20 protein-coding genes are annotated in these 24,807 nt (G+C 67.3%); 9 read left to right on the forward strand and 11 right to left on the reverse strand.

The annotated features are described in order from the left end of the window. The first annotated feature begins 52 nt into the window (after window positions 1-52). Entirely contained in the window at window positions 53-694 is a 642-nt protein-coding gene (locus ACZ0AA_RS16385; RefSeq protein WP_400862396.1) for a CDP-alcohol phosphatidyltransferase family protein, read from the forward strand. Window positions 695-927: 233 nt separating this feature from the next. Continuing rightward, window positions 928-3,399, forward strand: a complete 2,472-nt coding sequence (locus tag ACZ0AA_RS16390; protein ID WP_400862394.1) for a right-handed parallel beta-helix repeat-containing protein — start codon at window positions 928-930, stop codon at window positions 3,397-3,399. Window positions 3,400-3,625: 226 nt separating this feature from the next. On the opposite strand, the gene ACZ0AA_RS16395 is transcribed toward ACZ0AA_RS16390, so the two are convergent. The 7 genes from ACZ0AA_RS16395 to ACZ0AA_RS16425 all read right to left on the reverse strand — a co-directional run bounded on the left by ACZ0AA_RS16395 (window position 3,626) and on the right by ACZ0AA_RS16425 (window position 15,133). Further along, on the reverse strand, window positions 3,626-8,341 hold the full coding sequence (locus ACZ0AA_RS16395) for a PKD domain-containing protein (RefSeq protein ID WP_463513587.1): 4,716 nt from the start codon (window positions 8,339-8,341) through the stop codon (window positions 3,626-3,628). A gap of 62 nt (window positions 8,342-8,403) precedes the next feature. Next, on the reverse strand, window positions 8,404-9,024 hold the full coding sequence (locus ACZ0AA_RS16400; RefSeq protein WP_463513588.1) for a hypothetical protein: 621 nt from the start codon (window positions 9,022-9,024) through the stop codon (window positions 8,404-8,406). A 186-nt stretch (window positions 9,025-9,210) separates the two neighbouring features. Continuing rightward, window positions 9,211-10,350, reverse strand: a complete 1,140-nt coding sequence (locus ACZ0AA_RS16405; RefSeq protein ID WP_463513589.1) for a glycosyltransferase family 4 protein — start codon at window positions 10,348-10,350, stop codon at window positions 9,211-9,213. A gap of 1 nt (window position 10,351) precedes the next feature. Continuing rightward, the gene (locus ACZ0AA_RS16410) at window positions 10,352-11,239 is read right to left on the reverse strand and encodes a hypothetical protein (protein WP_235559917.1); all 888 of its coding nucleotides are present in this window, start codon (window positions 11,237-11,239) and stop codon (window positions 10,352-10,354) included. Window positions 11,240-11,241: 2 nt separating this feature from the next. Then, window positions 11,242-12,357, reverse strand: coding sequence for a Gfo/Idh/MocA family protein (locus ACZ0AA_RS16415; protein ID WP_400862387.1), 1,116 nt, complete (start codon window positions 12,355-12,357; stop codon window positions 11,242-11,244). Beyond that, window positions 12,354-13,502: a DUF1972 domain-containing protein gene (locus ACZ0AA_RS16420; RefSeq protein WP_400862385.1), complete on the reverse strand. Its 1,149-nt coding sequence runs from the start codon at window positions 13,500-13,502 to the stop codon at window positions 12,354-12,356. Before ACZ0AA_RS16420 ends, ACZ0AA_RS16415 begins: the two co-directional genes overlap by 4 nt. Window positions 13,503-13,600: 98 nt before the next feature. Continuing rightward, window positions 13,601-15,133, reverse strand: coding sequence for a sugar transferase (locus ACZ0AA_RS16425; RefSeq protein ID WP_400862383.1), 1,533 nt, complete (start codon window positions 15,131-15,133; stop codon window positions 13,601-13,603). Window positions 15,134-15,485: 352 nt separating this feature from the next. On the opposite strand from ACZ0AA_RS16425, the gene ACZ0AA_RS16430 reads away from it, so the two are divergent. The 7 genes from ACZ0AA_RS16430 to ACZ0AA_RS16460 all read left to right on the forward strand — a co-directional run bounded on the left by ACZ0AA_RS16430 (window position 15,486) and on the right by ACZ0AA_RS16460 (window position 20,936). Continuing rightward, entirely contained in the window at window positions 15,486-16,616 is a 1,131-nt protein-coding gene (locus ACZ0AA_RS16430) for a low temperature requirement protein A (RefSeq protein WP_400864683.1), read from the forward strand. A gap of 89 nt (window positions 16,617-16,705) precedes the next feature. Next, on the forward strand, window positions 16,706-17,647 hold the full coding sequence (locus ACZ0AA_RS16435; protein WP_463513590.1) for an intradiol ring-cleavage dioxygenase: 942 nt from the start codon (window positions 16,706-16,708) through the stop codon (window positions 17,645-17,647). Between the two features lie 38 nt (window positions 17,648-17,685). Further along, complete coding sequence (locus ACZ0AA_RS16440) at window positions 17,686-17,928, forward strand: twin-arginine translocase TatA/TatE family subunit (RefSeq protein ID WP_463513591.1); 243 nt, start codon at window positions 17,686-17,688, stop codon at window positions 17,926-17,928. Window positions 17,929-17,931: 3 nt separating this feature from the next. Continuing rightward, on the forward strand, window positions 17,932-18,735 hold the full coding sequence (tatC, locus tag ACZ0AA_RS16445) for a twin-arginine translocase subunit TatC (protein WP_463513592.1): 804 nt from the start codon (window positions 17,932-17,934) through the stop codon (window positions 18,733-18,735). A 2-nt stretch (window positions 18,736-18,737) separates the two neighbouring features. Next, window positions 18,738-19,193: a Sec-independent protein translocase subunit TatA/TatB gene (locus ACZ0AA_RS16450; protein ID WP_463513593.1), complete on the forward strand. Its 456-nt coding sequence runs from the start codon at window positions 18,738-18,740 to the stop codon at window positions 19,191-19,193. A 192-nt stretch (window positions 19,194-19,385) separates the two neighbouring features. After that, window positions 19,386-19,670 carry a hypothetical protein gene (locus tag ACZ0AA_RS16455; protein WP_463513594.1) on the forward strand — a complete coding sequence of 95 codons (285 nt, stop codon included), beginning with the start codon at window positions 19,386-19,388 and terminating at the stop codon, window positions 19,668-19,670. Window positions 19,671-19,817: 147 nt separating this feature from the next. After that, on the forward strand, window positions 19,818-20,936 hold the full coding sequence (locus tag ACZ0AA_RS16460) for a fatty acid desaturase family protein (RefSeq protein WP_400864680.1): 1,119 nt from the start codon (window positions 19,818-19,820) through the stop codon (window positions 20,934-20,936). A gap of 70 nt (window positions 20,937-21,006) precedes the next feature. Here ACZ0AA_RS16460 and ACZ0AA_RS16465 read toward each other — a convergent pair whose 3' ends face one another. The 4 genes from ACZ0AA_RS16465 to ACZ0AA_RS16480 form a co-directional block, all read right to left on the reverse strand. Continuing rightward, window positions 21,007-21,630, reverse strand: coding sequence for a response regulator (locus ACZ0AA_RS16465; RefSeq protein WP_400862373.1), 624 nt, complete (start codon window positions 21,628-21,630; stop codon window positions 21,007-21,009). Next, window positions 21,627-22,847 carry a sensor histidine kinase gene (locus ACZ0AA_RS16470; RefSeq protein ID WP_400862372.1) on the reverse strand — a complete coding sequence of 407 codons (1,221 nt, stop codon included), beginning with the start codon at window positions 22,845-22,847 and terminating at the stop codon, window positions 21,627-21,629. The genes ACZ0AA_RS16465 and ACZ0AA_RS16470 overlap by 4 nt, the downstream gene beginning before the upstream one ends. A gap of 94 nt (window positions 22,848-22,941) precedes the next feature. Next, a complete protein-coding gene (locus ACZ0AA_RS16475; RefSeq protein WP_400862371.1) occupies window positions 22,942-23,775 on the reverse strand; it encodes an ABC transporter permease in 834 nt (277 codons plus the stop codon). Further along, window positions 23,772-24,677, reverse strand: coding sequence for an ABC transporter ATP-binding protein (locus tag ACZ0AA_RS16480; protein ID WP_463513595.1), 906 nt, complete (start codon window positions 24,675-24,677; stop codon window positions 23,772-23,774). The genes ACZ0AA_RS16475 and ACZ0AA_RS16480 overlap by 4 nt, the downstream gene beginning before the upstream one ends. Between the last annotated feature and the right edge of the window lie 130 nt (window positions 24,678-24,807).

Raw genomic sequence — 24,807 nt, forward strand, 5'->3', positions numbered from 1 at the left:
GAGCCTTTCAGCAGCGCAGAAGGGGCGGGCCCGTGGGGCCCCCGCATACTCGGTGTTCGTCAACCGCCCGGTGGGGCGTGTGATCGCCGCGGGTGCATACACCGCAGGTCTGACACCGAATCAGGTCTCCCTGATCAGTGCGGCGTTCACCTTCACCGGGATCGTGCTGCTGGCGACGGTGCCCCCGTCGATCGTCCTCGGAATCGTGGTCTGGCTGCTTCTCGCTATCGGGTACGCGTGGGACAGCGCGGACGGTCAGGTGGCGCGGCTGCGCGGGGGAGGGTCGCTCGCGGGCGAATGGCTCGACCATGTTCTCGACTCGACCAAGCTCGTCTCTCTCCCGATCGCGGTGACGATCGGCGCCTACCGGTTCTTCCCGCTCCCGTCGGAGCTGTGGCTCCTCGTGCCGCTCGGCTTCGCGGTGATCTCGACGGTGACGTTCTTCGGGATGATCCTCAACGATCTCCTCCGCGGCAAGCGGGGTGTCGCTCAGGCGGCGGAGTCCGGCGGTTTCTCGCTCGTTCGCTCTCTTCTCGGGCTTCCGACGGACTACGGCATCCTCTGCTTCGCGTTCGTGCTGTGGGGCTGGCCGCAGGCTTTCATGCTGGTATACAGCCTCCTCGCCCTCGCCGCGCTGCTGTACTTGGCCGCTGCTCTGGCCATATGGTTCCGGAAGATGTCCGCGCTCGGCTGAGCCCTCCCGTACTGCGAGCGCTGACAGTCTTCGGACCAATATCAGCGAATCCTCAGCCACTGTGCAGGGAATTCAGGCTATTGTCTACGACAATCCGCCACCGAAGTCGGATGTCGAAGCTGCCACACCCGACCCTGCAGTGACGAGAAGCACATCGGAGCCCCTCCCCCATGCGAAAAAACTCCCTCCCCCTGATCGCAGCCTTATCCGCACTACTCCTTCCGTTCGCTGCCGTGGCCCCTGCCGCGGCCGCAGAGAGCCCCGGCGTGGTCCTCATCCAGGACTCGATGACGCGCACCGTCGCCAAGGGCCTCGGGGCCGCGCCGGACGGTCGAACCTACGACGCCTCACCGCTGACCTCGGTCTCGGTCGCCAACGGCAAGGCCAAGCTGGCCGCCGCCGCGCCCGGTGCCACCGTGACGGCGCGTCCGGTCGGTCTCTCCGTCCGAGATTCCACGCAGTCGACGGTCTTCACTCTTCCCCAACTGCCCAAGTCGGGCTCGGGCGTGTACGTGAGCGTCCAGTCGCGACTCACGGCCGACGGCTTCTATCAGACGCAGCTCCGCGTCGATCCGAAGGGCGTGGTGCTTCTCGAGACGCTTCGGGTGAACGCGGGGGTTCAGACGAGTCTGGGCCACACCTGGGTCCCCGAGCTCCGTGTGAAGGCCGGCGTCCCCTTCGTGCTCGAGACCCGTCTCGCAGGGACGACCGCAGTCACGGTCGATGCACGGGTGTCCGCGGTGGGAACGAAGCCGACCACATGGAAGCTCTCCGTCACGGATCGCTCGGCGAAGCGCCTTGCCGTCCAGGGGCGTGTGGGAGTGCGGCTCTATGTCTCGCGAAGCACTCCAGCGCTGGCAGCCCTCTTCGATGACTTCACGGTCACCGCGAAGGGAACGACGACGCCGACCGCCCCGACGACTCCGACTACCCCGACGACTCCGACGACTCCGACTACCCCGACGACTCCGACTACCCCGACTGTCCCTGCCCCTGCCCCTGTCGGTGCGGCAGGTGCGGCACCGGTCTGGAATCTCGCCGGCTCAAGGACGGCTGCGGGGTCGGCGCTCGTCGGAACCACGAAGTACGCGGTTCCCGCTGGAGCGCTCTTCGTCAGTGCGAGCGCGACAGCGGCCGGCTCTGGAACCTCTGCGGCTCCCTTCGCCACGGTCCAGACCGCGGTCGACCGGGCGCCTTCAGGTTCGACGCTCGTGCTTCGCGCAGGCTCGTATCACGAAACCGTCGTGATCCCCTCGGGCAAGAAGATCACGATCCAGTCCTACCCGGGCGAGGCGGTCTGGTTCGACGGCGCCTCGACGCTGAAGAACTGGCAGGCGTCCAGCGGCCGTTGGTTCAGCGCGGACTGGAAGCACGACTTCGATTCGACGCCGTCCTTCACCAAGGGCGAGGCCGACGGAACGGAACCCGGATGGCGGTGGCTGAACGCGGCTTATCCCATGGCCGCTCACCCCGAGCAGGTCTGGATCGACGGCGCCGCTCAGGCCGAGGTATCGTCACTGGCCGCACTGAAGCCGGGCACCTTCTTCACCGACGTGGCGAACGACCGGCTGTATCTCGGGAGTGACCCTGCGGGCCGCACGGTGCGCGCGTCGACTCTGACCAAGGCGCTCTCCCTGCGCGGAGAGGGCGCGGTCGTCCGAGGCATCGGCGTGCGCAACTACGCGACGTCCGTGTGGATGATGGGCGCCGTCACCGTCGAAGCGCCGAAGGCGACGATCGAGAACGTCGTGATCTACGACACGGCGTCGACCGGACTCTTCGTCGGCGCCTCGAACGCGACCGTCCGCGATGTGACGCTGGCCCGCAACGGGCTGATGGGGCTCGGAGCCAACTACGCCGACGCGCTGGTGATCGACGACCTCCTCGCAGTCGAGAACAACGCGGAGCATTTCAACACATCGCCGGTGTCCGGCGGCGTGAAGATCGCGAAGTCGCGCGGTGTCACCGTGACCGATTCCGCGCTGCTGCGCAACGACGGGCCGGGAGTCTGGCTCGACCAGTCGGTGTACGACGTCCGCATCGCCGGTTCCGACATCATCGAGAACAAGGGAGCCGGCGCTTTCCTCGAGCTGTCGCAGAAGATCGATTTCGTCAACAACCTCGTCCTTCGGAATGCGGGCAACGGCGTCAAGATCAACAACACCGGCGGCGTGAACCTGTGGAACAACACGATCATCGGCGGCGACCGGGCTGTGAACATCGTGCAGGACAGTCGCAGCTCCACGGATTCGTCCGTCCCCGGGCACAACGCCCGCCGTCCTTTCCCGGATTCATCGATGCCGTGGCTGATACGCGACATCTCGATGGGCAACAACGTCATCGGTGAGAGCGCCGGAAACTGCACGGTGTGCATCGAGGACTACACGCACCGGTACACGCCCGACCAGCTCAACATCCGTTCGGATGGCAACGTGATCCAGCGCAACAGCGCCGCGGCACCCACCTGGTTCGTCATCTGGTCTCGCGGTACCGCCAATGTGAACCCGTATGTGTTCACGACGTGGGCGAACTACCGGACGACGACAGGGCAGGACGCGAATTCGGTCGCGGTCGAGGGCCGGAAGGCGACGGATGCCTCGGGAAGGCTGCTCGCGGGTGTGACCGCCCCAGCCAGAGGTCTTCCGGCGATCGTGGCGACGATCCTCGGATCGACGACACCCGCGATCGGGGCCCGGTTCCCCTGATCGGGGCCTGGTTCCCCTGATCGGGTTCCGGGACGCAGCTGAGAGGCCGTGGGCGCGTGCGTCCACGGCCTCTCGCCGTCTTCGGTATCCGAAGAGCGCGTGGGTCGGCGCCCGCGATACCAGGCCGCGCTTGTGCCTCATCGCGGCTTCCGTCCTCCGGTGAGGGCGTGTCTTCAACCCAGAAGGGCCGAGGCGGAATCGCCTCGGCCCTTCGTGTCACTGATGACTACTGTGCGGGTCCCGCCCAGAAGTCGTCGTACGTGTAGACGACCGGTACGGCCGTCGCACTGGACGACAGGTAGCTGTTCACGCCCACGTAGCCGGGGGCCTGCAGCGAGGCCGTGGCGTCGGTCGTCGTAAGGGTCCACGCTGTCGGTTCCGTGGCGGCGGTGCGCCAGACCTTCGCCTTGAGGGTCGTCGGGTTGGTACCCGTCACCTGGAACCTGACGCTCAGCTTGTCGGCGCTCGTAATCGTCAGACCGGGGACGGTCGTCGACGAGAGGACCGTCTCGACCCCGGCGATCGTCTTCGTCAGCCAGAGGGACACCACGCCGTTCGACGCCACGCGGAACTTCGCCCGGTAGTCGTTGGCAGTGTCGATCTGTCGCCCGAGAGCGGAGAAGTAGAACCCGCCGCCGGTGGACGGCTGGTTGAACGCCACGGTGAACCGCTCCTCGGTGTTCGTCGACGGTGTCGAGCCGGCGAGAGAGGCCGAGTAGTTGTTCCCCGCCGACAGGGTGACGGTTCCACCGGTGCCGTTGACGGCGAACTTGCTCAGGGCCGTCGCGCTGGTCGGGAACATGGTCCACGCGCCCCCGGTGGTGGTCGCTGTGCCCCATCCGTTGGTGCCCGTCCGGGTGAAGGCATCCTGCGCCCACACCTGCGGGGCCGCTACCGTGACGGGCTGCGTCGTGGTGGCTGTCGCCCCCCGGTCGTCCGTCACCGTCAGAGTCACGGTGTACGTGCCCCCGGCTGCGTAGGTGTGGGACGACGTCGCTCCCGAAGCGGTGCCGCCGTCGCCGAAGTCCCAGGCGTATGCGGAGACGGTGCCGTCCGCATCTGCTGAACCCGAGCCGTCGACAGCCACCGCGAGGTTGGCCACCGAGTTGGTGAATGCTGCAGAGGGTGCCTGGTTCATTGCCACGGTGACGTCATGGTTGACGGTCGCCGTGCCACCCCGATCGTCCGTCACCGTGAGCTTCACGGTGTAGGTGCCGACGCTCGCGTAGGTGTGAGACGCCGTCGCACCGGATCCGGTGCCGCCGTCGCCGAAGTCCCAGGCGTATGAGCCGATGGTCCCATCAGGGTCGGTCGACGTCGTGGCATCCACCGTCACTGCGAGCAGGTCAGCCGCGGTCGTGAACGCCGCCGTCGGATCCTGGTTCGGCGCCAGCGTCGTCGTGAGGGCCCGCGTCTTGGTGGCGGTGGCGCCGTTGTCGTCCTTCACCGTGAGAGTCACGGTGAAGTCGCCCGCCGTGGCGTAAGTGTGGGCCGTGGTGGCGCCGGTGCCGGTCGTGCCGTCGCCGAAGTCCCATTCGTACGATGCGACGGTGCCGTCGGGGTCGGACGATGCCGATCCGTCGAGCGCGACATCGAGGTGATCCGTGGTGGCGCTGATCGCCGCGGTCGGAGCCTGGTTAGGGGCGACCGTCACCGACCGGGTGAGGGTGTTGACGAGCGAGGTGCTGTCCGTCACCTTCAGCGTGATCGTGTAGGTGCCCCCTGCGGTGTAGACGTGCGACGCCGTCGCCCCCGTCGCGACCGTGCCGTCACCGAAGTTCCACGCGTAGGCGAGCGGCCCTCCGTCGGCGTCGGTCGAAGTGCTCGCGTCGACGTCGATCTTCAGCTTGTCGGCCACCGAGGTGAACGCCGCCACCGGAGCGCGCCCGGGAACCGTGCGGCCGCTCGCTGCGAAGTGATCGCGAACCCGCTGCTCCGAGAGCGCCGAGGGGTACACCGCGACCTCATCGAGCGTGCCGGCGATGTAGTTGCTCGACGTGCTGCCCCACGTCTTGTCCGCGCCGATGCGCCAGTACCCGCGGTAGTTCTCCGAACCTGCCATCGAGTTGCTGCCGACGAGCTGCGTGTCGAGCCACAGCCTCATCCCGTCGGCGCCCTGAGTGGCCACCACGTGGTGCCATTGGCCGTCGTTGTAGGCGGTGGGGGTGACCAGCGTCGTCTGCGGCTGACCGCTTCCGAACTGCACCTTTCCGTCGCTCTGCATGATGACGTGGCGATCGTATTGAGTGCTGAGCCCACTGGTGGCGTTGCCGAATCCGATCAGCGTGCCGCCCTTGTTGCTCGTCGTCTTGAACCACAGCTCGGCGCTGTAGGTGGACGGCGCCGTCCAGGGCTCCTGTGCGACCACGAGCGCGGTCGAGCCGTTGAAGGTGGTCGCGGTTCCGGTGCCGATCGCGGACGTCTGTCCGCGGGTCACGGTTCCGGCGAGGTTGCCGGTGGTCCCGCCGACCGCCGAGTCGGTGATCGTGCCGGCTGCCGTCTCGTTGAGGCGCCAGTAGAGGTCCGGCTTGTCCGTCGAGACGGCGGCGCCGTAGACGTCGGTCGGAGCGGCGGTCCACGCGGCCGAACGGCCGCTCGCCAGGTAGTGCGACTGGATGTCGGCCGGGGTCAGCGCGGACGGGTACACGGCCACGTCGTCGATCGTGCCTGCGAGACCGGCGTTGGTCGGCTTGTTGGTGAAGCCGTTCGTCTGGTCTGCGCCGATGCGCCAGTAGCCGTCGTAGATCCTCGGCGAGGTGCGCGCCTGATCGCGGTCCACACGCTTGCCGTCGACGAACAGTTGCATGCCCTCGGCGCCCACGGTGCCGACGATGTGGTGCCAGTTGCCGTCGTTCACCGCGGTGCGGCTGAAGATCGTCCGGTAGGAACCGTCGTTGATCGCGAAGTTGGCCCGTCCCGAGTTGTCGAGATAGAGCACTCGGTCGGTGATCCCCGACGTCGACGTGCCTGTGGCGGAGTCCCCGAAGCCGACGATGCGCCCGCCCCTCGTGTTGGTGGTCTTCACCCACGCCTCGACCGTCGCGGCCGGCGTCGCCGTGCTGACATCCTGCGTCGTCATCTTGGGCGAGCTGCCGCCGGCAGAGGTGATCGCCGCGTTCGAGTCGTTGAGCATCGCACCGCTCGATCCGAGCGTGAGGCTCGTGGCCGTACCGGGCGCGTTACCCACATCGTCGTACAGTCGGGTTCCGGTCGTCTCGTCGAGTCGCCAGGAGTGACTTGCGCCGCTTGCGCGCACCGCCGCGCGGTAGGCCGCGGCCGGCGCGCTCGACACCGTCACGTACGGTGACCAGGCGCTCCACTGCACGTTGCCGTCGGCATCCTTCGCCCTGACCTGGTAGCGCACCTGCGCTCCCGGCGTCTGGCCGCTGTCGGTGACGCTCAGGCTCGGCAGATTCCAGAACCGGCCGTCAGTGCGGGTGAAGGTCGCGATCTTGACGGAGGGGCTGCGGAACACGTCGTAGGTGATCGTGGCGTTGTCGCGATCCCAGACGCTGGTGAACGGCACCCTCACCACTCCGGACTCGTTCGAGTACGGCGCGGGGGTGAGGCCGGCGTTGTAGACCGGGGCGACGGCGTGCGGCGAGACGTTCGTCTTGCCGAACCGGACGAGACCCTGCTGCGCCACGTTGTTGACCTTGGGGAACTCGCCGCCGAGTACGACGTAGTTCTCGTTGCCTGTCACCGACCATGCTGCCTGGCGGGAACTCGTGTACGTGCCGAACTCGAGGTCGGGGTACCAGTTGAGCTGCTCCGTGTAGGGCAGACCGGTGAAGTCCCACCCGTAGGCGTCCTTCTTGGTGATCACGCCGCCGGTGGGCGTGGTGCTCTCGGCGATCGCCTTCGTCCACCGTGCGCGCGGGTTCGTGTCGCCGAAGGCGCCCACCACGCTGCAGTCGTGCTTGTGCGAGACGGAGTAGAGCACACCGCCCTGCGGGAAGCTGCCGTAGGTGTCGCCCAGGCAGTCGTTGACCCAGTTGATCGACCCCGTGTACGGATCGGCGGCGAAGGTGCCCTCGAACGAGGCTCCTGCGCCGAATGCGTAGCCGGTGCCGAAGACCTGCGTACCGTCGGTGCTGAGGCTGGAGATCGCGCCGTTGAGCCCGGCCGTCTTGATCTTGTCGGTGGCGGCCCAGGGGAGTGCCGTCCCGGTCGCGGCGTCGATCGAGGCCATGCCGTAGGCGGTCGCCCCGTTGAGAGTGGTGAATGACCCGCCGATGATGACGCGGGAGGAGTCCGGCGACATCAGCATGTCCCACACGAATCCGTCGCCGGCCGCAGACGGAGCCCACGACGTGAGCGTCTTGGATGTGGTGTTCCAGGCCGCCAGCTCGCTGCGCGGCTGACCGCCGCTGGAGCGGAAGTTGCCGCCCACGTAGACGGTGTCGCCGGCGAAGGCGAAGCCTCTCACCTGACCGTCCGCGCGGGGCGCCCAGTCGAGCATCGTGCCGGTGGCGACGTCGAAGGCTGCGACGTGCGCGCGGGCCTGACCGTCGACTGCGGTGAAGTCGCCGCCGAAGTACACGGTCTTGCCGTCGGGTGTGACTCGCACGACGAGACCCTGGGCGTCGAACGAGTGGCTGAAGTTCGGAACGGGGTTTCCGGTCGTGATGTCGAACGCGAACACATTGTTCGCGTCGATCTCGCCCGCCCCGCCGACGGCGACCCCCGGCGGTCGTGCCTTCGTGAAGCTGCCTGTGACGTACACCGTGTTGCCGGCGACGACCTGACTCCACACGACGCCGTTGATCTGCCAGGTGGGCAGGACATCGGCGGTGACCGTGTTGGGCTGTCCGAGCGTGTCGGCGGACGCGGACTCGGCGGGCAGGGCGAAGAATGCGATCGCGGCGAGGGCTGTCGCTGCAGTGGCGATCGCGGCTATCACGCGGCGGAGACGGTCTGCTCCGCGGGTGGTGCGTGTCATGGGAGTTCCTCGTGTCGAGAAGCGGTCAGATCGGGTGGTCGCGGATGAGCTCGAGATGGACATCAGTCGAGCCCACCGCGGAAGACGGCGGATGAGTGGTGGCCGTCGAAGTCGACGACCACGGTGACGGCGTCGCGCGCATCCGCAGGGAGGGCGTACGCATAGGTCGCGGTGGCGCTGTCGCCCGCGGCGAGCATGCCGGAGAAGTCGGTGACCTCCGCCTCGGCCGCGTACACGCGCACGGCGGTCGCGTCGGCGGCGTCGAGCAGCGTGAGCACTGCCGTGCCGAGATCGATCGCATCGGATGAGCCGTTGTCGATCGTGATCGTCAGGCGGGCGTACTCGCGGTCAGGGAAGTTCCCGGGCCCCTGCGCGGTCTCCTTGCCGAACGAGACCTCGTCGATCCGGACGGTGACGCCGTCGCTGTAGGACACGGCCCCCGTGGTGTCGGCAGGTTCGGCCTTCACCGTCGGTGCGGTCGACTGCCCGGCCCGTTCGATCTTCGCGACCGGTGAGTCCGGATCGGTCGATCCTGAATTCGCCGACGGCGAGGACCCGGCCGTCGGATCGGGAGCGGGCGATGATGACGACGACGTCGCCGTCGGATCCGCTCCGCTCGTCGGCTCCCCGGTGCTGCTGCAGGCGACCAGACTCACGCAGAGCGCGAGGGTCGCGATGGACATGCTTGTACGCGCAATCATCATGATTGTCGATTCCCCAGATTCCCCAATCAGGGTTGCCGATGCCGACCCGTTCAGAACGAGTCGATCGGCGGCGTCATCCCCAAATGACGCTATCCCCAGTGGCGAGATCTTATCATGTCCACCGGATGGGGGACAAGAGTCCTGTGGACAGATCTTGCTAGACCTTCAGCGGCGAAGTGCGGCGAGAATCCCGGCGGTGTATCTGGCGCCCGAGAACGCGACGGCGACGACCGAGGAGTCCGCCACGGCGAGGGCGGCCTGGGCGGGCCAGTCGTCGATCTTGGCCGCGATCGCCGTCGCGAGTGCGGAAGCGTCGCCGGGCGCCACGAGCGTCGCGCTCTGCGACGAACCCGCCGCTTCGGGCAGGCCGCCGACCTCGCTCACCACCGCAGGACGCGCGGCGAGAGCGGCCTCGACGGCGGTGTTCCCGAACGTCTCGTCGACCAGCGAGGTGATCACGGCGATATCGCTGCGCGCGAGGTCATCCCATACCGAAGACTTGAAGCCGAGGAAGGACACCCGATCCTCGAGTCCGCAGCGGGCGACCTGCGTGTGTAGCTCCTCGAGGTACGCCTCGTTGCCGGGGAAGACCGCGCCGACCACGTCGAGACGAACGTCGCGATCCTCGCGGACGAGGGTGTCGAGCGCATCGATCGCCACATGCACACCCTTGCGATGCGACAGGCGACCGACGTAGAGCAGGCGCGTCGGCGGAGCGAGCGGAACACGCGGAGCCACGACCCTGTCCGGGCCGGCGACGGCATTGTGAACGACGACGGTGCGGTCGCGCACCCGCGGCGCGGAGGAGGCCAGGACGCGGCGCGTGAAGTCGCTGTTCGCGATCACGCGATCGCTGAACACGAGCGGCAGGTACAGGGCGCGACGCACGATTCCGGCGACGGAGCCCTCGCCCTCGTGCACATGACAGACGGTCAGGCGTCGGCTGATCCGGCCGAGGAGGATCCACAGCGGGGGAGTGATGGTGTTCACGATCACCGCGCCGGGGTCGACCAGTCGGATGAGCCTGAGGCCGGGGCCGATGGCCCTGATCGATGTGACCACCAGATCCACCAGCCCGCGGGGGTTGAGAAGGCCCTTGCGCACCACCGGCGTCATGCATTCGACGACCTCTGCCCCGGCCCCCTCGAGCAGAGGCACGAGAGGGCCGGGGTGCGGCACGGTCACGACGACTCGCCGGCCGGCCCCCACGAGGCCGCGCACGGTCTCGAGCACCATCCGATCCGACCCGTAGAGGTCGGCGCCGGGGTTGGCGATCAGGACCGTGTTCGCATCACCCTTCGGCATGTCAGCGCTGCGGCCAGTACTCGTCTACAAGGCTCACCGTGGACGCGATGTTCGCGCGGCTCGATGCGCCGAAGACGATCGACTCGAGATTCGGCAGCGAGGTCACCCACTCGATGGCCTCGCGCGGCGGGATCGCACCACTGGCGTACACCGACATCGCGACCGCGCGGAACGGGCGCTTCTCCATCGCATCGCGATAGGCGTCGACGCCGCCCGACATGCGGAAACCGAGCTTGTTGATGTTCGAGCACACGATCGGGTTCTCGACCCCCGCTTTGTCGAGGTCGTCGAGCAGTCGAGGGAGGTTCATCGTGATGAAACCGGGTTCCGCGTTGTAGCGCTTGCGCACGTGATCGGCGAAGATGCGGAACGCGTCGGTGAAGCCCAGGCCCGAGAGCAGATCGACGACGACGTTCTGCAGCCAGATGACGGGGGTGTTCAGACCCTCGAACATCTTCATCTCGGCGTCGATGAGCAGCGTGGTGACGCCCTCGATGTCCTTGCGGGCGAGCGACGAGGTGCCTCGCGCGATGCTGTCGAGCAGGCCCTCCTCCGGGAGGAACTTGCGGATGGCTCCGAGGAAGCCGTCTTCAGTCACGGCGTTCGCGTACTTGTGCGCGTACGGCATGCACGGGAAGAAGGTCATGTCTGCGTAGCGGTCGGGGTGGGCCCTGACATGGTCAGTGACCTCGGCGATCCGATCGTGGGTGGTGCACATGAACGTGTGCACACCCTCGTCGTACGCCGCGTCGAGCACGCTCATGATCGCTTCCGTGTCCTGGAAGCGCATCTGCTGCGCGCGGGCCTTCTCCTCCGACATGTGGTTGACGCCGAAGAACTGGTTGTCGCCGAACAGCAGCCGGTCCATGGTGCGAGTGGATGTCGTCATGGTCATTTCCCTCCACGCAGAGCGCTCAGCGCTGCCGCGATACGCCCCTTCGGTGCCGTCTGCACGGCGAGATCGGATGCTGCTTCGGCGGTGAGACGCGAGTCCTCGCGCACCGCATCCTCGCTGATCATCGAGATCACCCTGTCGGTGACCGCGGCCGATGCGAAGTCGTTCGTGCCGGCCGATGCGCCGGCCTGGGCGCGCTGCACGAAGGAGTCCAGCTGTGCGCTGTACTCCTCGCCGCGTAGGTAGAACCAGGGCGCCTCGGTGAGATCGGTGGTGTAGCGGACGTTCCAGCCGACGCGGTACCCCTCGGGGATCGTGGCGGTGTCGCGCAGGTAGACGTGGATCTCCTGGCGGTCGGCGTAGATCCGGCCGTTCGTTCCCCACAGGGTGATCTTGGTCGTCATCTTGCGCTGTGACTCGTCCGACCAGTTCGAGATGATCTGTGCCGTGCCGTCGGGATAGTGCAGCGTGCTCGCGACTGCGTCGTCGATCTGCGCAGAGAAGATGCTCGTCAGCTGGCTGCCGCTCACCGACTCCGGGGTGCCCAGGTACCACGTGAGGAGGTTGAGCGGGTGTGCGGCGTAGTCGTAGAGGCAGCCGCCGCCCGTGGCGCGTTCGCTGCGCCAGGTGCGACCGGCGGGCTTCAGCACGACGGGGCCGTAGGCCTCGGCGAGGGCAGTGTTGACTGTGCCGATCGCATCGAGGTCGAGCAGGCGCTTGACCTCGAGGAAGGCTCCGACGAAGCGGTTGTGATAGCCGACCTGCGTGACGAGACCCTTCTGCTCGGCCAGCGCCGTGAGCTCGATGCTGTCGGCCGGGTCGATCACGAGCGGCTTCTCGCAGAACACGTGGATGCCGCGCTGCAGCGCAGTGCGGATCATCCCCGCGTGCAGGTGGGTCGGCGTCGCGATGATGATCGCCTGAGGCCGAGCCTCATCGAGCATCTTGTCGAGGTCTTTGTAGGTCGTGACGCCGGTGTACTTCGCCAGGATGTCGAGCAGGTACCCCGTGGCGTCGCACACCCCCACGAGGTTCACGTCGGGGTGCGCCTTGATCATCGACAGATGGGACAACCCCATCTTCCCGAGTCCGACCACTGCCACATCGATCATGCGTTTACCCCTGTCTGCTGCTGTGCGTGCCCCCGCCGCGCGAGCGCGGTGCGAAGGGCCTGTTCGTACTCGGAGCCGATCTTGGCCCACGTGAACTCCGCGCGGAACCGTTCGCGGCTGGCGTCGCCCATGCGCCGCCTCCTGCCGTCATCGGAGAGCACATCGTCGAGCAGGCCGGCGAGATCGTCGGCTCCGGTGAAGTAGGCGTTGTCGGGTCCTGCGACCCAGGTGTTGTAAGGATTGTCGTGGGCGATCACGGCGTTGCCGGCGCCCATCGCCTCGACGAGCGAGGGGTTGGTGCCGCCGACCGTGTGCCCGTGCAGGTAGAGGGCGGAGTGGAACCGGAGCGACTGCAGGCGCTCGGGTTCGAAGATCGGCCCGGGGAAGATCACCTCGTCGGACGCCGCGGCGCGCACTGCCACGTGATAAGGGTCGTCGTCGCCGTAAGGCCCGACCACCACGAGCGGCATGCCCCGCTCAGCCGCCGACCACGCCTGGACGATCTCGAGCACCGAGTTCTCGGGGATCGGCCGGCACACGATCATCGCGTAGTCGTCGGGTGTCAGCCCGAGCTCTTGGACGGGGCCTGTCGGTGCATCGAGCACCTCGGGTCCTCCGTAGGTGATCGTCTGCACACGTCGATTGCCGAAATGCCGGCGCAGATACGTGGCGATCACGGGGTGGTCGGCGATCAGCACGTCTCCGACGAGGCCCGCCAGGCGCTCGTTCGCCAACAGGATGCCCTGCTTGACGACGCCCCAGCGCTTGCGTGTCCACTCCATGCCGTCCATGTTGATGACGTTCGGGATCCGGCGGAGCCGCGGGATGATGTCGAACACGCCGGTGTTGTAACCGAACGTGAGCCACACGTCTCCGTCGACGTGCTCGCGCATCGCGTGACGGATCGAGGTCAGGTCGAACGCCGACGTGCCCTTCCAGCCTTCGCGGGGCTCATGCACGAGCACGCGCTGAAGACCGTTCCACTCGTCGACGGTGGTCGGCCCCTCGCCGGGCAGCTGGCAGTAGACGATGACGTTCCAGCCCTGATCGCGCAGGTACAGGCCGACATTCTCAGCCGCTGTCTCGAAACCGCCGTACGCGGCCGGAACACCATGGGTGCCAAGGATCCGGACGGTTGATGGCACGTTGATTTCCCCCTCATTTCGGATGCTCCCGCACCCATCTCACTGCATCACGGTCCTGCATCCGCCTCCCCGGCGGACCGAACCACAGTGTTCTGTGACTAGTATGCCCCGCTGGGCTGCACCATGACCTTGGCAGTTCGCCACATGATCTGCAGGTCGTTCATCACGGACCAGTTCTCGACGTACCGCAGGTCGAGGCGCACACTCTCATCCCATGAGAGGTCGCTGCGACCGGAGACCTGCCAGAGGCCCGTGATGCCCGGCTTGATGTACAGGCGACGGAAGACCGTGCCGTCGTAGGCGGTGACCTCGGAGGGCAGCGGCGGACGCGGACCCACGACGCTCATGTCGCCGATGAGGACGTTCCAGAACTGCGGCAGCTCGTCGAGTGACAGTTTGCGCAGGATCCGACCGACGCGGGTGACACGTGGGTCGTCCTTCATCTTGAACAGCAGGCCGGCTCCCTGGTTCTGCTCTTTGAGGGTCGCGAGCTGCTGCTCGGCGTCGGTCTTCATCGAGCGGAACTTCATGATCTTGAAGGTGCGACCGTCGCGGCCCACGCGCTCCTGCGAGAAGAAGAGCGGACCCGGAGAGTCGAGCTTGACGAGCAGCGCGAGGATCGGCGTGATCAGCGCGATCGGGATGAGCGCGACCGAGGCGACAACGATGTCGAGTGCGCGCTTCAGCACGTGCTGGCCGCCCTCGTAGGAGGGGATCTGCACCTGGATCAGCGGAAGTCCCTCGACGGGAGCGAACGAGATGCGCGGCCCGGCGACATCGGTGAGGCGGCTGGAGAGCACGAGCTCTGCAGCGGTGCCTTCGAGCTGCCAGCTGAGGTGCTTCACGAAGTCGGGCTCGCCGTCGGGACGACTCGCGACGATGATCGTGTCTGCGCCGAGCTCTGCGGCCACGGTGGAGACGGAGTTGACGTTGCCGAGCACGGGGAACTGCTCGCCGCGAGCCTCGACGTCGCGCGCGTTGCCGTCGAGCAGCGTCGCACCGACGACCTGGTACCCGGAGGCGCCGATCGGGTGCAGTGTGCGGATGACGTACTCGACGTCGTCGCGGTTGCCGACGACGAGCGTACGCGAGGCGAAACGCCCTCGCGCACGCTGCGCCGTCAGCCAGTGCCGCCACGCCCAGCGGGTGACGAGCAGCGCGAGGACACCGAGCGGCAGGCCGACGAGCAGCACCAGCTGCATCGTCTGCCAGCCGAGCACGACGCTGAGCATGGCGATGACGCCGAACGCCAGCCCGGTGGCGTGTGCCACACCGCGGTACTCGGTGGCGCTGGCGCGGAACAGCGCTGCATCACGGGTGTGCAGCGCGCCGAGGAGCAGATACCAGAGCGTGGCCAGCAGGATGCCGTTGCGCAGGGCCTCTTCCCCTGCGACACCGGTCACCACCTGGACCGCTGCGGTGATCCCGACCGCGAACAGGATGACCCCGGCATCCGTGATCCGCAGTCGCATGCGATAACGCCGCTCCCACTGGCGACGTCGCTCCAGCGTCGCGGACACGCGCGGTGTGACCACCGTGCGCGTGACCGACTTCGCGGCTCGCGGAGCCGCGACCGGCGTGAAGACCGAACCCGTGCGAGTGATGCTCAGAGCATCCTCGACGGAGGTCATGCCGAAGCCCCTTGAGCCCTGAATGTACGCAGAATTCCCCAGCGCGCCATAGTTATCCCCAGATATTCCCCAGACCACGGACCCCACGTCCATGGCATCGTCTGCGTCCCGACCCCTCGGGTCCTGCTGCATCCGTGATCCCAAATCACGAGTTGCGGTCACCGTCCCACACGGTGGTGCTGGCAGCAGGCACTGCAGACTTCGTTCACTCTAGCGGAACCGAACGTTCAGCGGAAGATAATTCACCCGAGTGGATCAACCTATATTCCAGAACACGCGCGCTGGTGGTGAGCGGCGCCGATATTCTGACCGCGTGACCACCGCCTCAGCGCCCCGATTCCATCTCAGCCGCATGCTGCCCAGGGATCCGGCGCAACCCCATCGCACCGCCAGCACGCTCGAGCTGTTCTTCGATCTCGTCTTCGTGGTCGCGGTGAGCATCGCCTCGGCCCAACTGCACCATGCGCTGAGCCACGGCGACTTCGTCCACGGCATCACCTCTTACCTGCTGGTGTTCTTCGCCGTGTGGTGGGCGTGGATGAACTTCACCTGGTTCGCCACGTCCTTCGACACCGACGACTGGCTCTATCGCGTCACGACGATCATCCAGATGGGTGGCGTGCTCGTGCTGGCGGCCGGGATCCCCGCGGCGTTCGAGCACGGAGACTTCACCCTTCCGGTGATCGGCTACATCGTGATGCGCCTCGCGATGATCGGGCAATGGCTGCGCGCATCACGTGGGGCGGGGGAGCTGAAGGCCGCGACTCGTCGCTACGCCTTCGGTATCGCCGGCGTGCAGGTGCTGTGGGTGCTGTTCCTCTTCATCCCCTCAGGGACGCTGCAGCTCGTGGCGTTCGTGGCATTCGCCCTCGTCGAGGTCAGTGTGCCGGTGTTCGCCGAGCGCCGCGGGCAGACGCCGTGGCATCCGCACCACATTACCGAGCGTTACGGTCTCTTCACGCTCATCGTGCTCGGCGAGAGCCTCCTCGCCTCGGCCAATGCGATCATCGAAGCGAAGAACGAGCTCGACTCCTTCGTGCCGCTCATCGCGATCTCGGTCCTGACGCTGGTCGTCACCGCTTCGCTGTGGTGGATCTACTTCTGGCCGCCGCATCACCGGGCGATCACGACGCTCGGCCGCACGCTCCGCTACGGGTACTCGCATTATTTCGTCTTCGCCGCGGCCGCCGCGTTCTCGGCCGGAATCGAGGTCGAGCTCGACGTCCTGACCGGCGAGAGCCATCTCACCCACGCTGTCGCGTCGCTCACGGTGGCCGTCCCCATCGCGCTCTTCCTGCTCGGCATCTGGTGGATCGCGATCCGCGAGCACGCCGACAGAGTGGTGAACACGGTCATCCCACTCGGGGCTGTGGTGGTGTTGCTTGACCCGATCCTGCCGATCCCGGTGGCGATCACGGCCGCCGTCCTCGTCGTGATCGTGGTCGTGCTCGTCCTGCACCCGCCCGTCCGCCGGGAGTCATAGTCTTCGCATAGACGAGACATAGCTCGCTGATCGGGCCCTCCGTGACCATGGGTACATCGACACCCATCCACGCCGAGAGGAGCACGATCATGAGCCGCATCCCCGAACCCGTCCAGACCCCTGAGGGCCCGACCTACGAGGGCCGACTGCTCGACCGCGCCGACGAGGAGGTCGTCGATCAGGGGGCGGCGTTCGACATCCGCACCCTGGTGACCCGTCGCGGTGTCCTCGGTCTCGCCGGACTCGGGGTGGGTGCGCTGGTCCTCGCCGCATGCGCGCCGTCGGAGAGCACCACGTCGAGCACGAGCGACTCGACGGCGACGACCGGCACGGGTGGCTCGTCCGGATCGACGGCCACGACAGCGACGGACGAGATCCCGGATGAGACCGCAGGACCGTACCCTGGCGACGGCTCGAACGGGCCGGATGTCCTCGAGGAGTCCGGCATCGTGCGTCAGGACATCACGACCTCGATCGACGGCTCGGCGACCGCAGACGGCATCCCCCTGACCTTCGAGCTGCAGGTCGTGGATCTCGCGAATGGCAGCGTCCCTTTCGAGGGAGTCGCGGTCTATGCGTGGCACTGCACAGCGGAGGGCGAATACTCGATGTACTCGTCAGGCCTCGAGGACGTCACCTACCTCCGAGGAGTGCAGGTGGCGGATGCCGACGGCAAGGTCTCGTTCACGTCGATCTTCCCCGGTTGCTACTCCGGCCGCTGGCCGCACATCCACTTCGAGGTCTATCCGGACGTCGAGTCGATCACCGACGCGGCGAACGCCATCGCCACCTCCCAGCTCGCGCTGCCGGAGGACGTCTGCGCCAGCGTCTACGCGGACTCGCGCTACCCGGGGTCCACGCAGAACCTCTCGCAGACGAGCCTCTCCGCAGACAACGTCTTCGGCGACGACTCCGGTGCGCTTCAGCTGGCCACGGTCACCGGTGACGTCGGCAGCGGGTACTCCGCGGCGCTCGTGGTCGGCATCGACACGACCACGACTCCGAGCGCGGGCACCGCCCCGTCCGACTGAACGCGAACCGCGCACCCCACATAAGAGAGAAGGAAGACATGCTTCAGAACCTCACAGGGTGGCACGCCCTGATCATCCTCGCGATCGTCGTCCTCATCTTCGGCGCCGCGAAGCTCCCCGCCCTCGCCCGGAGCGTCGGGCAGTCCATGCGCATCCTCAGATCCGAGGTCGCCGAGACCTCGGGCGACGCGCGGGCGGATCCGGCAGCGGGCGTCCGCGACCATGCCGAAGCGCGCGAGTCCGCCGACGTCCCCCGCGCGGTTCCACGGGCCGCGGAGTAGAACGTGTCCGCGCTCGTCGCTGACGTCGTCGGGGCGGGCACATCGCCCGACCCGATCAGGATGCCGCTGTCGTCGCACCTGCGGGAGGCGCGCACGCGCTCGTTCCGCGCGGTGGTGGCGCTCCTGATCGGGGTGGCCGCCGGCTACCTCCTGTCTGACCAGATCCTCGAGGTCGTGCGAGCGCCCGTCACCGCTCTCGCCGAGTCGCGAGACGCGAGCCTGAACTACGACAGCATCACCGGGGCCTTCGACCTCAAGCTCAAGATCGCGCTCTTCGCGGGTGTCGCTCTGTCGAGTCCCGTCTGGTTGTACGAGCTGTTCGCCTTCCTCGCCCCTGGCCTCAACACGCGGGAGAAGAAGTACACGTTCGGGTTCGTCGCAGCATCCGTCCCCCTGTTCGTCGGCGGATGCCTGATGGGTTTCCTCGTCTTCCCCCACATGGTCGAACTGCTCGCGAGCTTCGCCTCGACCGAAGACAGCACCCTGCTGCAGGCGTCGTACTACGTCGATTTCATCCTCAAGATCGTGCTGGCGACCGGTGTGGCGTTCGTCCTTCCCGTGTTCCTCGTGATGCTGAATCTGCTCGGCGTCGTCCCGGCCGGAGCGATCGCGCGGAGCTGGCGGATCACCGTCGTCGCCATCGTGCTGTTCAGCGCGATCGTGACCCCGGCGGCCGACGTGCTGTCGATGTTCCTGATCGCCGTTCCCATGACCGTGCTGTTCCTGGTGGCTCTGCTCATCGCCTGGCTCCACGACCGCAGAGAACACCGCAGGGCGGCCGCGACCCTCGCCGCGACGGAAGGATGACGATGTTCGGACTCACCATCGAGAAGCTGTTCCTGGTGGCGCTGATCGCGGCGGTGATCATCGGTCCTCGACGACTGCCGGAGTACGCACGTCGTCTCAGCGTTCTCGTCCGCCGGGTCGCGCTGCTCGCAGGCGATGCGGCGCGGCGAGCCGAGCAGGAGGCCGGCGTGACGAGCCTCCGCCAGGAGTGGACCGCGCTGGATCCTCGGCAGTACGACCCGCGGCGGATCATCCGCGACGCCTGGGCGGCGGGGGAGAGCGCGGAGTCGAGGGAGCGGATGCCGGTCGACACCGCGGATGGCGCGACGGCGGATGGCGCGACGGCGCATGGGACGACGGCGGATGCGCCGGCGGACGCCGAGTCCGAGTCGGAGCGTGAGCCCGAGCCCGAGGGCGCGTGGATCATGGGGGGATCGTCAGGCCACCCTCGCCGTATTCGGGTCCCGGCTCACAGCTGAATCGGGCGCCGCGGATGCCGACCTGCTAGACTGATTGAGTACCGTGTGTTCTGGCCCTATCTAGGCCGTCCACGGAGCCACTGATCAGGGCCATTCCGGACCGCGTGCATCGATGCGCGCGGCATCCGCCCTCGATCTCACATCTTGCGGGTCGCGATATCGCGCGCCCGTCACACAGCAATGAGTATGACCATGAGCATGACCACTTTTCCTCCTTCCGACCCGTTGACCTGGAAACAGGCCGACGCAGACGTGCATGTCGCGACCCGATCCGGCGAGTTCGCCGGTTTCGTAGAGTTCGACGGCGCGACCCATCTCGCCCGCGATCAGCGCGGGACCGAGCTCGGCGCCTTCGACTCCCTCGACGACGCGCGCGAGGCTCTCGAGGCCGCGAGTGCCCCGACGCGTCGCGCGCGCACCTTCACGTTCACCCTTCCGCGTGCGCTGAGAAGGCGCCCACGGCGGGCCCGCGCCTGACCGTTTCATTCACAGGACCTGTGAATCGTCAAGGGGTGCCGATGTATTCCCCACGGCGCATGTGCGGGGGGTTAGGTTGAGTTAAGCGTTGGGCGATCTGCCTTGGGCTTACCACAGCTCAAGGGCTCCAATCGACGGGAGAGCAACATCTCCATTTCACAGGTCGAAAAGACCGCAGCCACGCTCGGACCGGTACGCCAGACGTATTCCGGGAACGCAGACATCCCCCCGATGACGCACGCGTACAAGCAGGTGTCGCAGGTCGTCCGGGAGACCGGCCTCCTGCAGCGCGCCGGGTGGTTCTACATCTTCGTCGCCGCCGGCCTCGCCGTCGCCCTCGGAGGACTCGTCACCGGCTTCATCCTGCTCGGCGACAGCTGGTTCCAGCTGCTGATCGCCGCCGGGCTCGGCCTCGTCCTCACGCAGGTGGCGTTCCTCGCCCATGAGGCCGCGCACCGCCAGATCCTCACTTCCGGTCCGGCGAACTTCCGCCTCGCTCGTATCCTGGCCGCCGGCGTCGTCGGCATCAGCTACTCGTGGTGGGACTCGAAGCACACCAAGCACCACGGAAACCCGAACCAGGTCGGAAAGGATCCCGACATCGAGGTCGACACGATCTCGTTCCTCGAGACGGATGCGGCGCAGTCGCGCGGCATCGTCCGCCTGATCACGCGCAAGCAGGGATGGCTGTTCTTCCCGCTGCTGACGCTCGAAGGGCTCAACCTGCACTACCTCGGCGTCAAGCACCTGGTGACGAGCAAGAAGGCCAAGGGCCGCTGGATCGAGCTGGGCCTGATCGCCCTCCGGTTCGCGATCGTGCTGATCCCGGTCTTCCTGATGCTCCCGCTCGGCATGGCATTCGCCTTCATGGGCGTGCAGCTCGCCGTCTTCGGCGTCTACATGGGGGCGTCGTTCGCCCCGAACCACAAGGGAATGCCGATCATCGACCCGAACGCCCGCCTCGACTTCTTCTCGAAGCAGGTGCGCACCTCACGCAACATCCGAGGCGGATGGTGGGCCACGTGGCTCATGGGTGGTCTCAACTACCAGGTGGAGCACCACCTGTTCCCGAACATGCCGCGCCCGCACCTCTCCAAGGCTCGCGAGATCGTCCGCGACTACTGCGTCTCGAACGACGTGCCGTATACCGAGACGAGCCTCCTGCGCTCGTACGCGATCGTCATCGAATACCTCAACCGGGTCGGACTGGCCGCCGGTGCCGATCCGTTCGACTGCCCCGCAGCCACGCAGTTCGTGCGCGCGTAACACGCCTCGACGTCGATTCGAACGGCCCTCATCCCTCGGGATGGGGGCCGTTCGCATTCTCCGTCAGCGGCTACAGCAGCCCGAGTTCCAGCGCGAGGGTCACGGCACGCGTGCGGTCGGAGACCTCGAGCTTCTCGAAGACGTGGATCAGATGGGTCTTCACCGTGGCCTCGCCGATGAACAGCTCTCGAGCGATCTCCGGGTTGCTGCGACCTGCCGCGACGAGGCGGAGCACCTCGCGTTCCCGCGGGCTCAGCTGGGGCCTTGACGGTCGGTCGCCGCGCATCCGCGTGACGAGCGTGGCGGCGATCGTCGGGGCGAGAACCGTATGGCCTTCTGCGACCGCGCGGATCCCGGCGACGATCTCCTCCTGCGGGGCAGCCTTGAGGAGGTACCCGCTCGCGCCCGCCTCGATCGCACCGAGGATGTCGTCATCGGTCTCGTAGGTCGTGAGCACGAGCACGTGCACGCCGGGCAGCTCGGCTGCGATGCGCGACGTCGCCTCGATTCCTGAGGTTCCGGGCATCCGGAGATCCATCAACACGACATCGGGGCGCAGGCGAGCGGCCAGGTCGAACGCCTCGGCGCCGTTCGCCGCCTGCCCGACGATCTCGAGCCCCGGATCGAGAGCGAGGAGCCCCACGATGCCGGAGCGTACGATCGGGTGGTCGTCGGCGACGATGACGCGGATCATGGCGTCGTCTCCTTCGCGACCACGGTCGCGCCTACGGCCGGGGCGCCAGCCTCGGCGCGCATCGGGATGCGCACGGTCAGGTCGGTGCCGTTCTCCGCCCCGTCGGCGACGGTCAGGGTTCCGCCGACGAGGGCGACCCGCTCCCGCATTCCCGCAAGACCGAATCCGCGGTCGTCGTCGATCGACACTCCTCGGAGTCCGCGGCCGTCGTCGCGGATGCGGAGCTCGGCGGCATCGGCGATCAGGAGCGTGACGCTGGTGGACGCAGCGCCGGAATGCTTGCGCACGTTCGCGAGTCCTTCCTGAGCGCAGCGGAGCAGGACGACCTGCACGTCTCGCGCCAGCGCGGCATCCGATGCCGACACGTCGACGCGCAGGCCGGTCTCCCTCGCGAATCGCTCGCCGAGGCGGCGGAGCGCATCGCCGAGCGAACCGGCGGACGGCGCGGTCGAGGTCACGGCCACGAGAGCCCTGGCCTCGACGAGCGCCTCCCGTGCCGCACTCTCGATCAGCTCGATCGCGGCGGGAGAACCGTCGAGACGCGCACGCTCGGCCAGCATGACGATGCTCGCCAGGCTCTGCGCGATCGTGTCGTGGACGTCGCGAGCGAGACGAGCCCGCTCCTCGATGGCGCCGGCCTCTCGACTGGCCGTCTCGAGGCCCGCCTGAGCGGCGGTCAGATCGGCCAGCAGATGCTGTCGCTCGACACCCCACTCGGCGATGCGGGTGATCCAGAGGCCGAGCGCGAGACTGAACGCCGTCGACAGCCCGGAAGAGACGAAACCGGTGCTGAGCGCATCGGCGCTGAAGCCACCCCAATACCCGTAGGCGAGGCCGAGCACGACGCCGTTGCCCACCGTGACCAGCACGGCCTGAAGGGTCGAGCGTGACGTCATCCAGATCAGCGGAAGCACCAGGGTCTGCAGCAGCAGCATGTTCGGCTCGATCGCGACACCCGCTGCGAGAAGCGAGACCATTCCGACCTGCAGCAGCGCCGAGACAGCCGGTGCAGGATCTTCGACCCCCTCGTGGATACCCACGTAGCGCCTGGCGCCGAATGCGTAGAGGAGGAAGACGCCGAGGGTGATGGCGACGAGCACCCATCGCGATCCGGCGAAGCTCTGCGGGAGGCCGAGGGAGAGTCCGGCCACCGTGAGCAGCAGTGCCGTCGCGGCGATGTCCCACCCCAGACGCTCTCGGCGGATCACGCGGCTCATGCCCACCACTCTTCCATCGTTCCGCGCGCCCCGATGCACGGCCCGACGCCGTGACGACGTCGGACCGGGCGTCGGGGCGTCACGGATGCCGGCGTCATCCGCTCTGTCGGATCCAACGGAAGGTCGCACGACTGAGGATGAAGCCGGCGACGAGCCAGATCGCCAGCATGATCGCGACGAGACCGAGGTTCCACTCGCCGCCCGGTTCTGCGGCTTTGAACGAGTCGGGCAGGATCGCGGCGCGCATCCCCTGCGCGATCCACTTGAGCGGGAACACGGCGGCGACGTTCTGCAGCCACTCGGGGAGGGCCGAGAAGGCGATGTAGACGCCTGAGATGAACTGCAGCAGCAGGACGACCGGGATCACCACCGCTGATGCCGTCTTGCCTGAACGGGGGAGCGCCGACAGGGCGATGCCGAGCAGCGTGCACGAGAGCAGACCGAGCACGAACACCCATGCGAACAGCCCCCACGACTCGGCATCCGAGGGCAGCTGCACCTTGTAGAGCACGACCGCGACGGTGAGGAGCAGTGCCATCTGCAGGATCGCCGTCACGAAGACCTCGCCGATCTTGCCGAGGAAGTACGTGGCGGGCGAGATCGGGGTGCTTCCGAGTCGCTTCAGCGTTCCGTCGCTCTTCTCCACGGCGATCTCGATCGACAGACCCTGCACTCCCGAGAGGAAGATGCCGCCCGCGATGAGTCCTGGGAGGTAATAGGTCGCCATGCTGACCTTGTCGGCACCCTCGCCGACATCGCCGGTGAAGATGGTCGCGAAGATCAGATACATCACGGTGGGGAACAGGAACGTGAAGAAGACCTGATCTCCCGCGCGGAAGTACTGTCGCAGCTCGAAGCCGATGCGGCGCACGCCCAGCCGGATCGTGCGGGGGAGTCCGAAGCGCGTGGGTGCGGTCGCGGTGCTCATGCGGGCTCCTTGAGGTCGGTGCGGCTGTCGTGTGTCGTGGGGTCGCCGAGGGCGTCGGCGTCGTGCTGCCTGATCAGGCCGAGATAGATGTCCTCGAGGGTCGGACGCACGACCTCCAGGGTGTCGGGCTCGCCGGCCGTTCGATGCAGCTCGGCGACGAAAGCTCCGGGGATCGCCGTCCGCTGCTCATGACGTGTGCCCGTCGCATCCCGCCAGCGGACCACCGGCGTGCGTGCGTCGGGACCGCCGATCTCGTCGATCGGTCCGATCGCGGCGATCCGCCCCGCGGCGATGACCGCGGCGCGGTCGCCGAGCTGAGCCGCCTCATCGAGATAGTGGGTGGTCAACAGGATGCTGGTCCCCTCCGCTTTGAGCGAGCGGATGAGATCCCAGAACTGGTGTCTGGCCTCGGGATCGAAGCCCGTGGTCGGTTCGTCGAGGAACAGCATCTCCGGTCGACCGATGATTCCCAGTGCGACATCGAGTCGGCGCTGCTGGCCGCCGGACAGCTTCCCTGCGCGGGAGCGCTGCTTCTGCTCGAGGCCCACCGCTGCGATCACCTCGTCGATGTCGCGAGGGTGCGGGTAGTACCCGGCGAATTCGGTGAGGAGTTCACGCACGGTGAAGTTCCCCGCCTCGCCCGTCGACTGCAGCACGATACCCAGACGTGCCTTCCAGTCCAGACGGCCATGCTGCGGGTCGACGCCGAGCACGCGCACGTCCCCGGACGTGCGGTGGCGGTACCCCTCGAGGATCTCGATGGTCGTCGATTTTCCCGCACCGTTCGGGCCGAGCAGAGCGAACGTCTCGCCCCGGCGGATGTCGAAGCTGATGCCGTCGACCGCGGAGAACCCACCGTAGTCCTTGCGGAGATCCTGTACTTCGATCACGCTGTCTGTCATGTACCCCAGCGTGCCCGCAGACGAGCTCGCGCGGTAGCCGTGAAGCGGCGGACTCGGACATCCACCGATCGGTGGATGGCACCGAACACAGAACAGGGGCGCGAGCGGATCACCCGCCCACGCCCCTGTT

The organism is Microbacterium sp. AC035 (assembly GCF_979258485.1).

What these genes read in the sequence shown, in the direction of transcription:
- ACZ0AA_RS16395 (WP_463513587.1), bottom strand. Translation starts at nt 8,341, where the DNA reads ATGACACGCACCACCCGCGGAGCAGACCGTCTCCGCCGCGTGATAGCC.
- ACZ0AA_RS16400 (WP_463513588.1), bottom strand. Translation starts at nt 9,024, where the DNA reads ATGTCCATCGCGACCCTCGCGCTCTGCGTGAGTCTGGTCGCCTGCAGC.
- ACZ0AA_RS16405 (WP_463513589.1), bottom strand. Translation starts at nt 10,350, where the DNA reads ATGCCGAAGGGTGATGCGAACACGGTCCTGATCGCCAACCCCGGCGCC.
- ACZ0AA_RS16410 (WP_235559917.1), bottom strand. Translation starts at nt 11,239, where the DNA reads ATGACGACATCCACTCGCACCATGGACCGGCTGCTGTTCGGCGACAAC.
- ACZ0AA_RS16415 (WP_400862387.1), bottom strand. Translation starts at nt 12,357, where the DNA reads ATGATCGATGTGGCAGTGGTCGGACTCGGGAAGATGGGGTTGTCCCAT.
- ACZ0AA_RS16425 (WP_400862383.1), bottom strand. Translation starts at nt 15,133, where the DNA reads ATGACCTCCGTCGAGGATGCTCTGAGCATCACTCGCACGGGTTCGGTC.
- ACZ0AA_RS16430 (WP_400864683.1), top strand. Translation starts at nt 15,486, where the DNA reads ATGCTGCCCAGGGATCCGGCGCAACCCCATCGCACCGCCAGCACGCTC.
- ACZ0AA_RS16435 (WP_463513590.1), top strand. Translation starts at nt 16,706, where the DNA reads ATGAGCCGCATCCCCGAACCCGTCCAGACCCCTGAGGGCCCGACCTAC.
- ACZ0AA_RS16440 (WP_463513591.1), top strand. Translation starts at nt 17,686, where the DNA reads ATGCTTCAGAACCTCACAGGGTGGCACGCCCTGATCATCCTCGCGATC.
- ACZ0AA_RS16450 (WP_463513593.1), top strand. Translation starts at nt 18,738, where the DNA reads ATGTTCGGACTCACCATCGAGAAGCTGTTCCTGGTGGCGCTGATCGCG.
- ACZ0AA_RS16455 (WP_463513594.1), top strand. Translation starts at nt 19,386, where the DNA reads ATGAGCATGACCACTTTTCCTCCTTCCGACCCGTTGACCTGGAAACAG.
- ACZ0AA_RS16465 (WP_400862373.1), bottom strand. Translation starts at nt 21,630, where the DNA reads ATGATCCGCGTCATCGTCGCCGACGACCACCCGATCGTACGCTCCGGC.
- ACZ0AA_RS16470 (WP_400862372.1), bottom strand. Translation starts at nt 22,847, where the DNA reads ATGAGCCGCGTGATCCGCCGAGAGCGTCTGGGGTGGGACATCGCCGCG.
- ACZ0AA_RS16475 (WP_400862371.1), bottom strand. Translation starts at nt 23,775, where the DNA reads ATGAGCACCGCGACCGCACCCACGCGCTTCGGACTCCCCCGCACGATC.
- ACZ0AA_RS16480 (WP_463513595.1), bottom strand. Translation starts at nt 24,677, where the DNA reads ATGACAGACAGCGTGATCGAAGTACAGGATCTCCGCAAGGACTACGGT.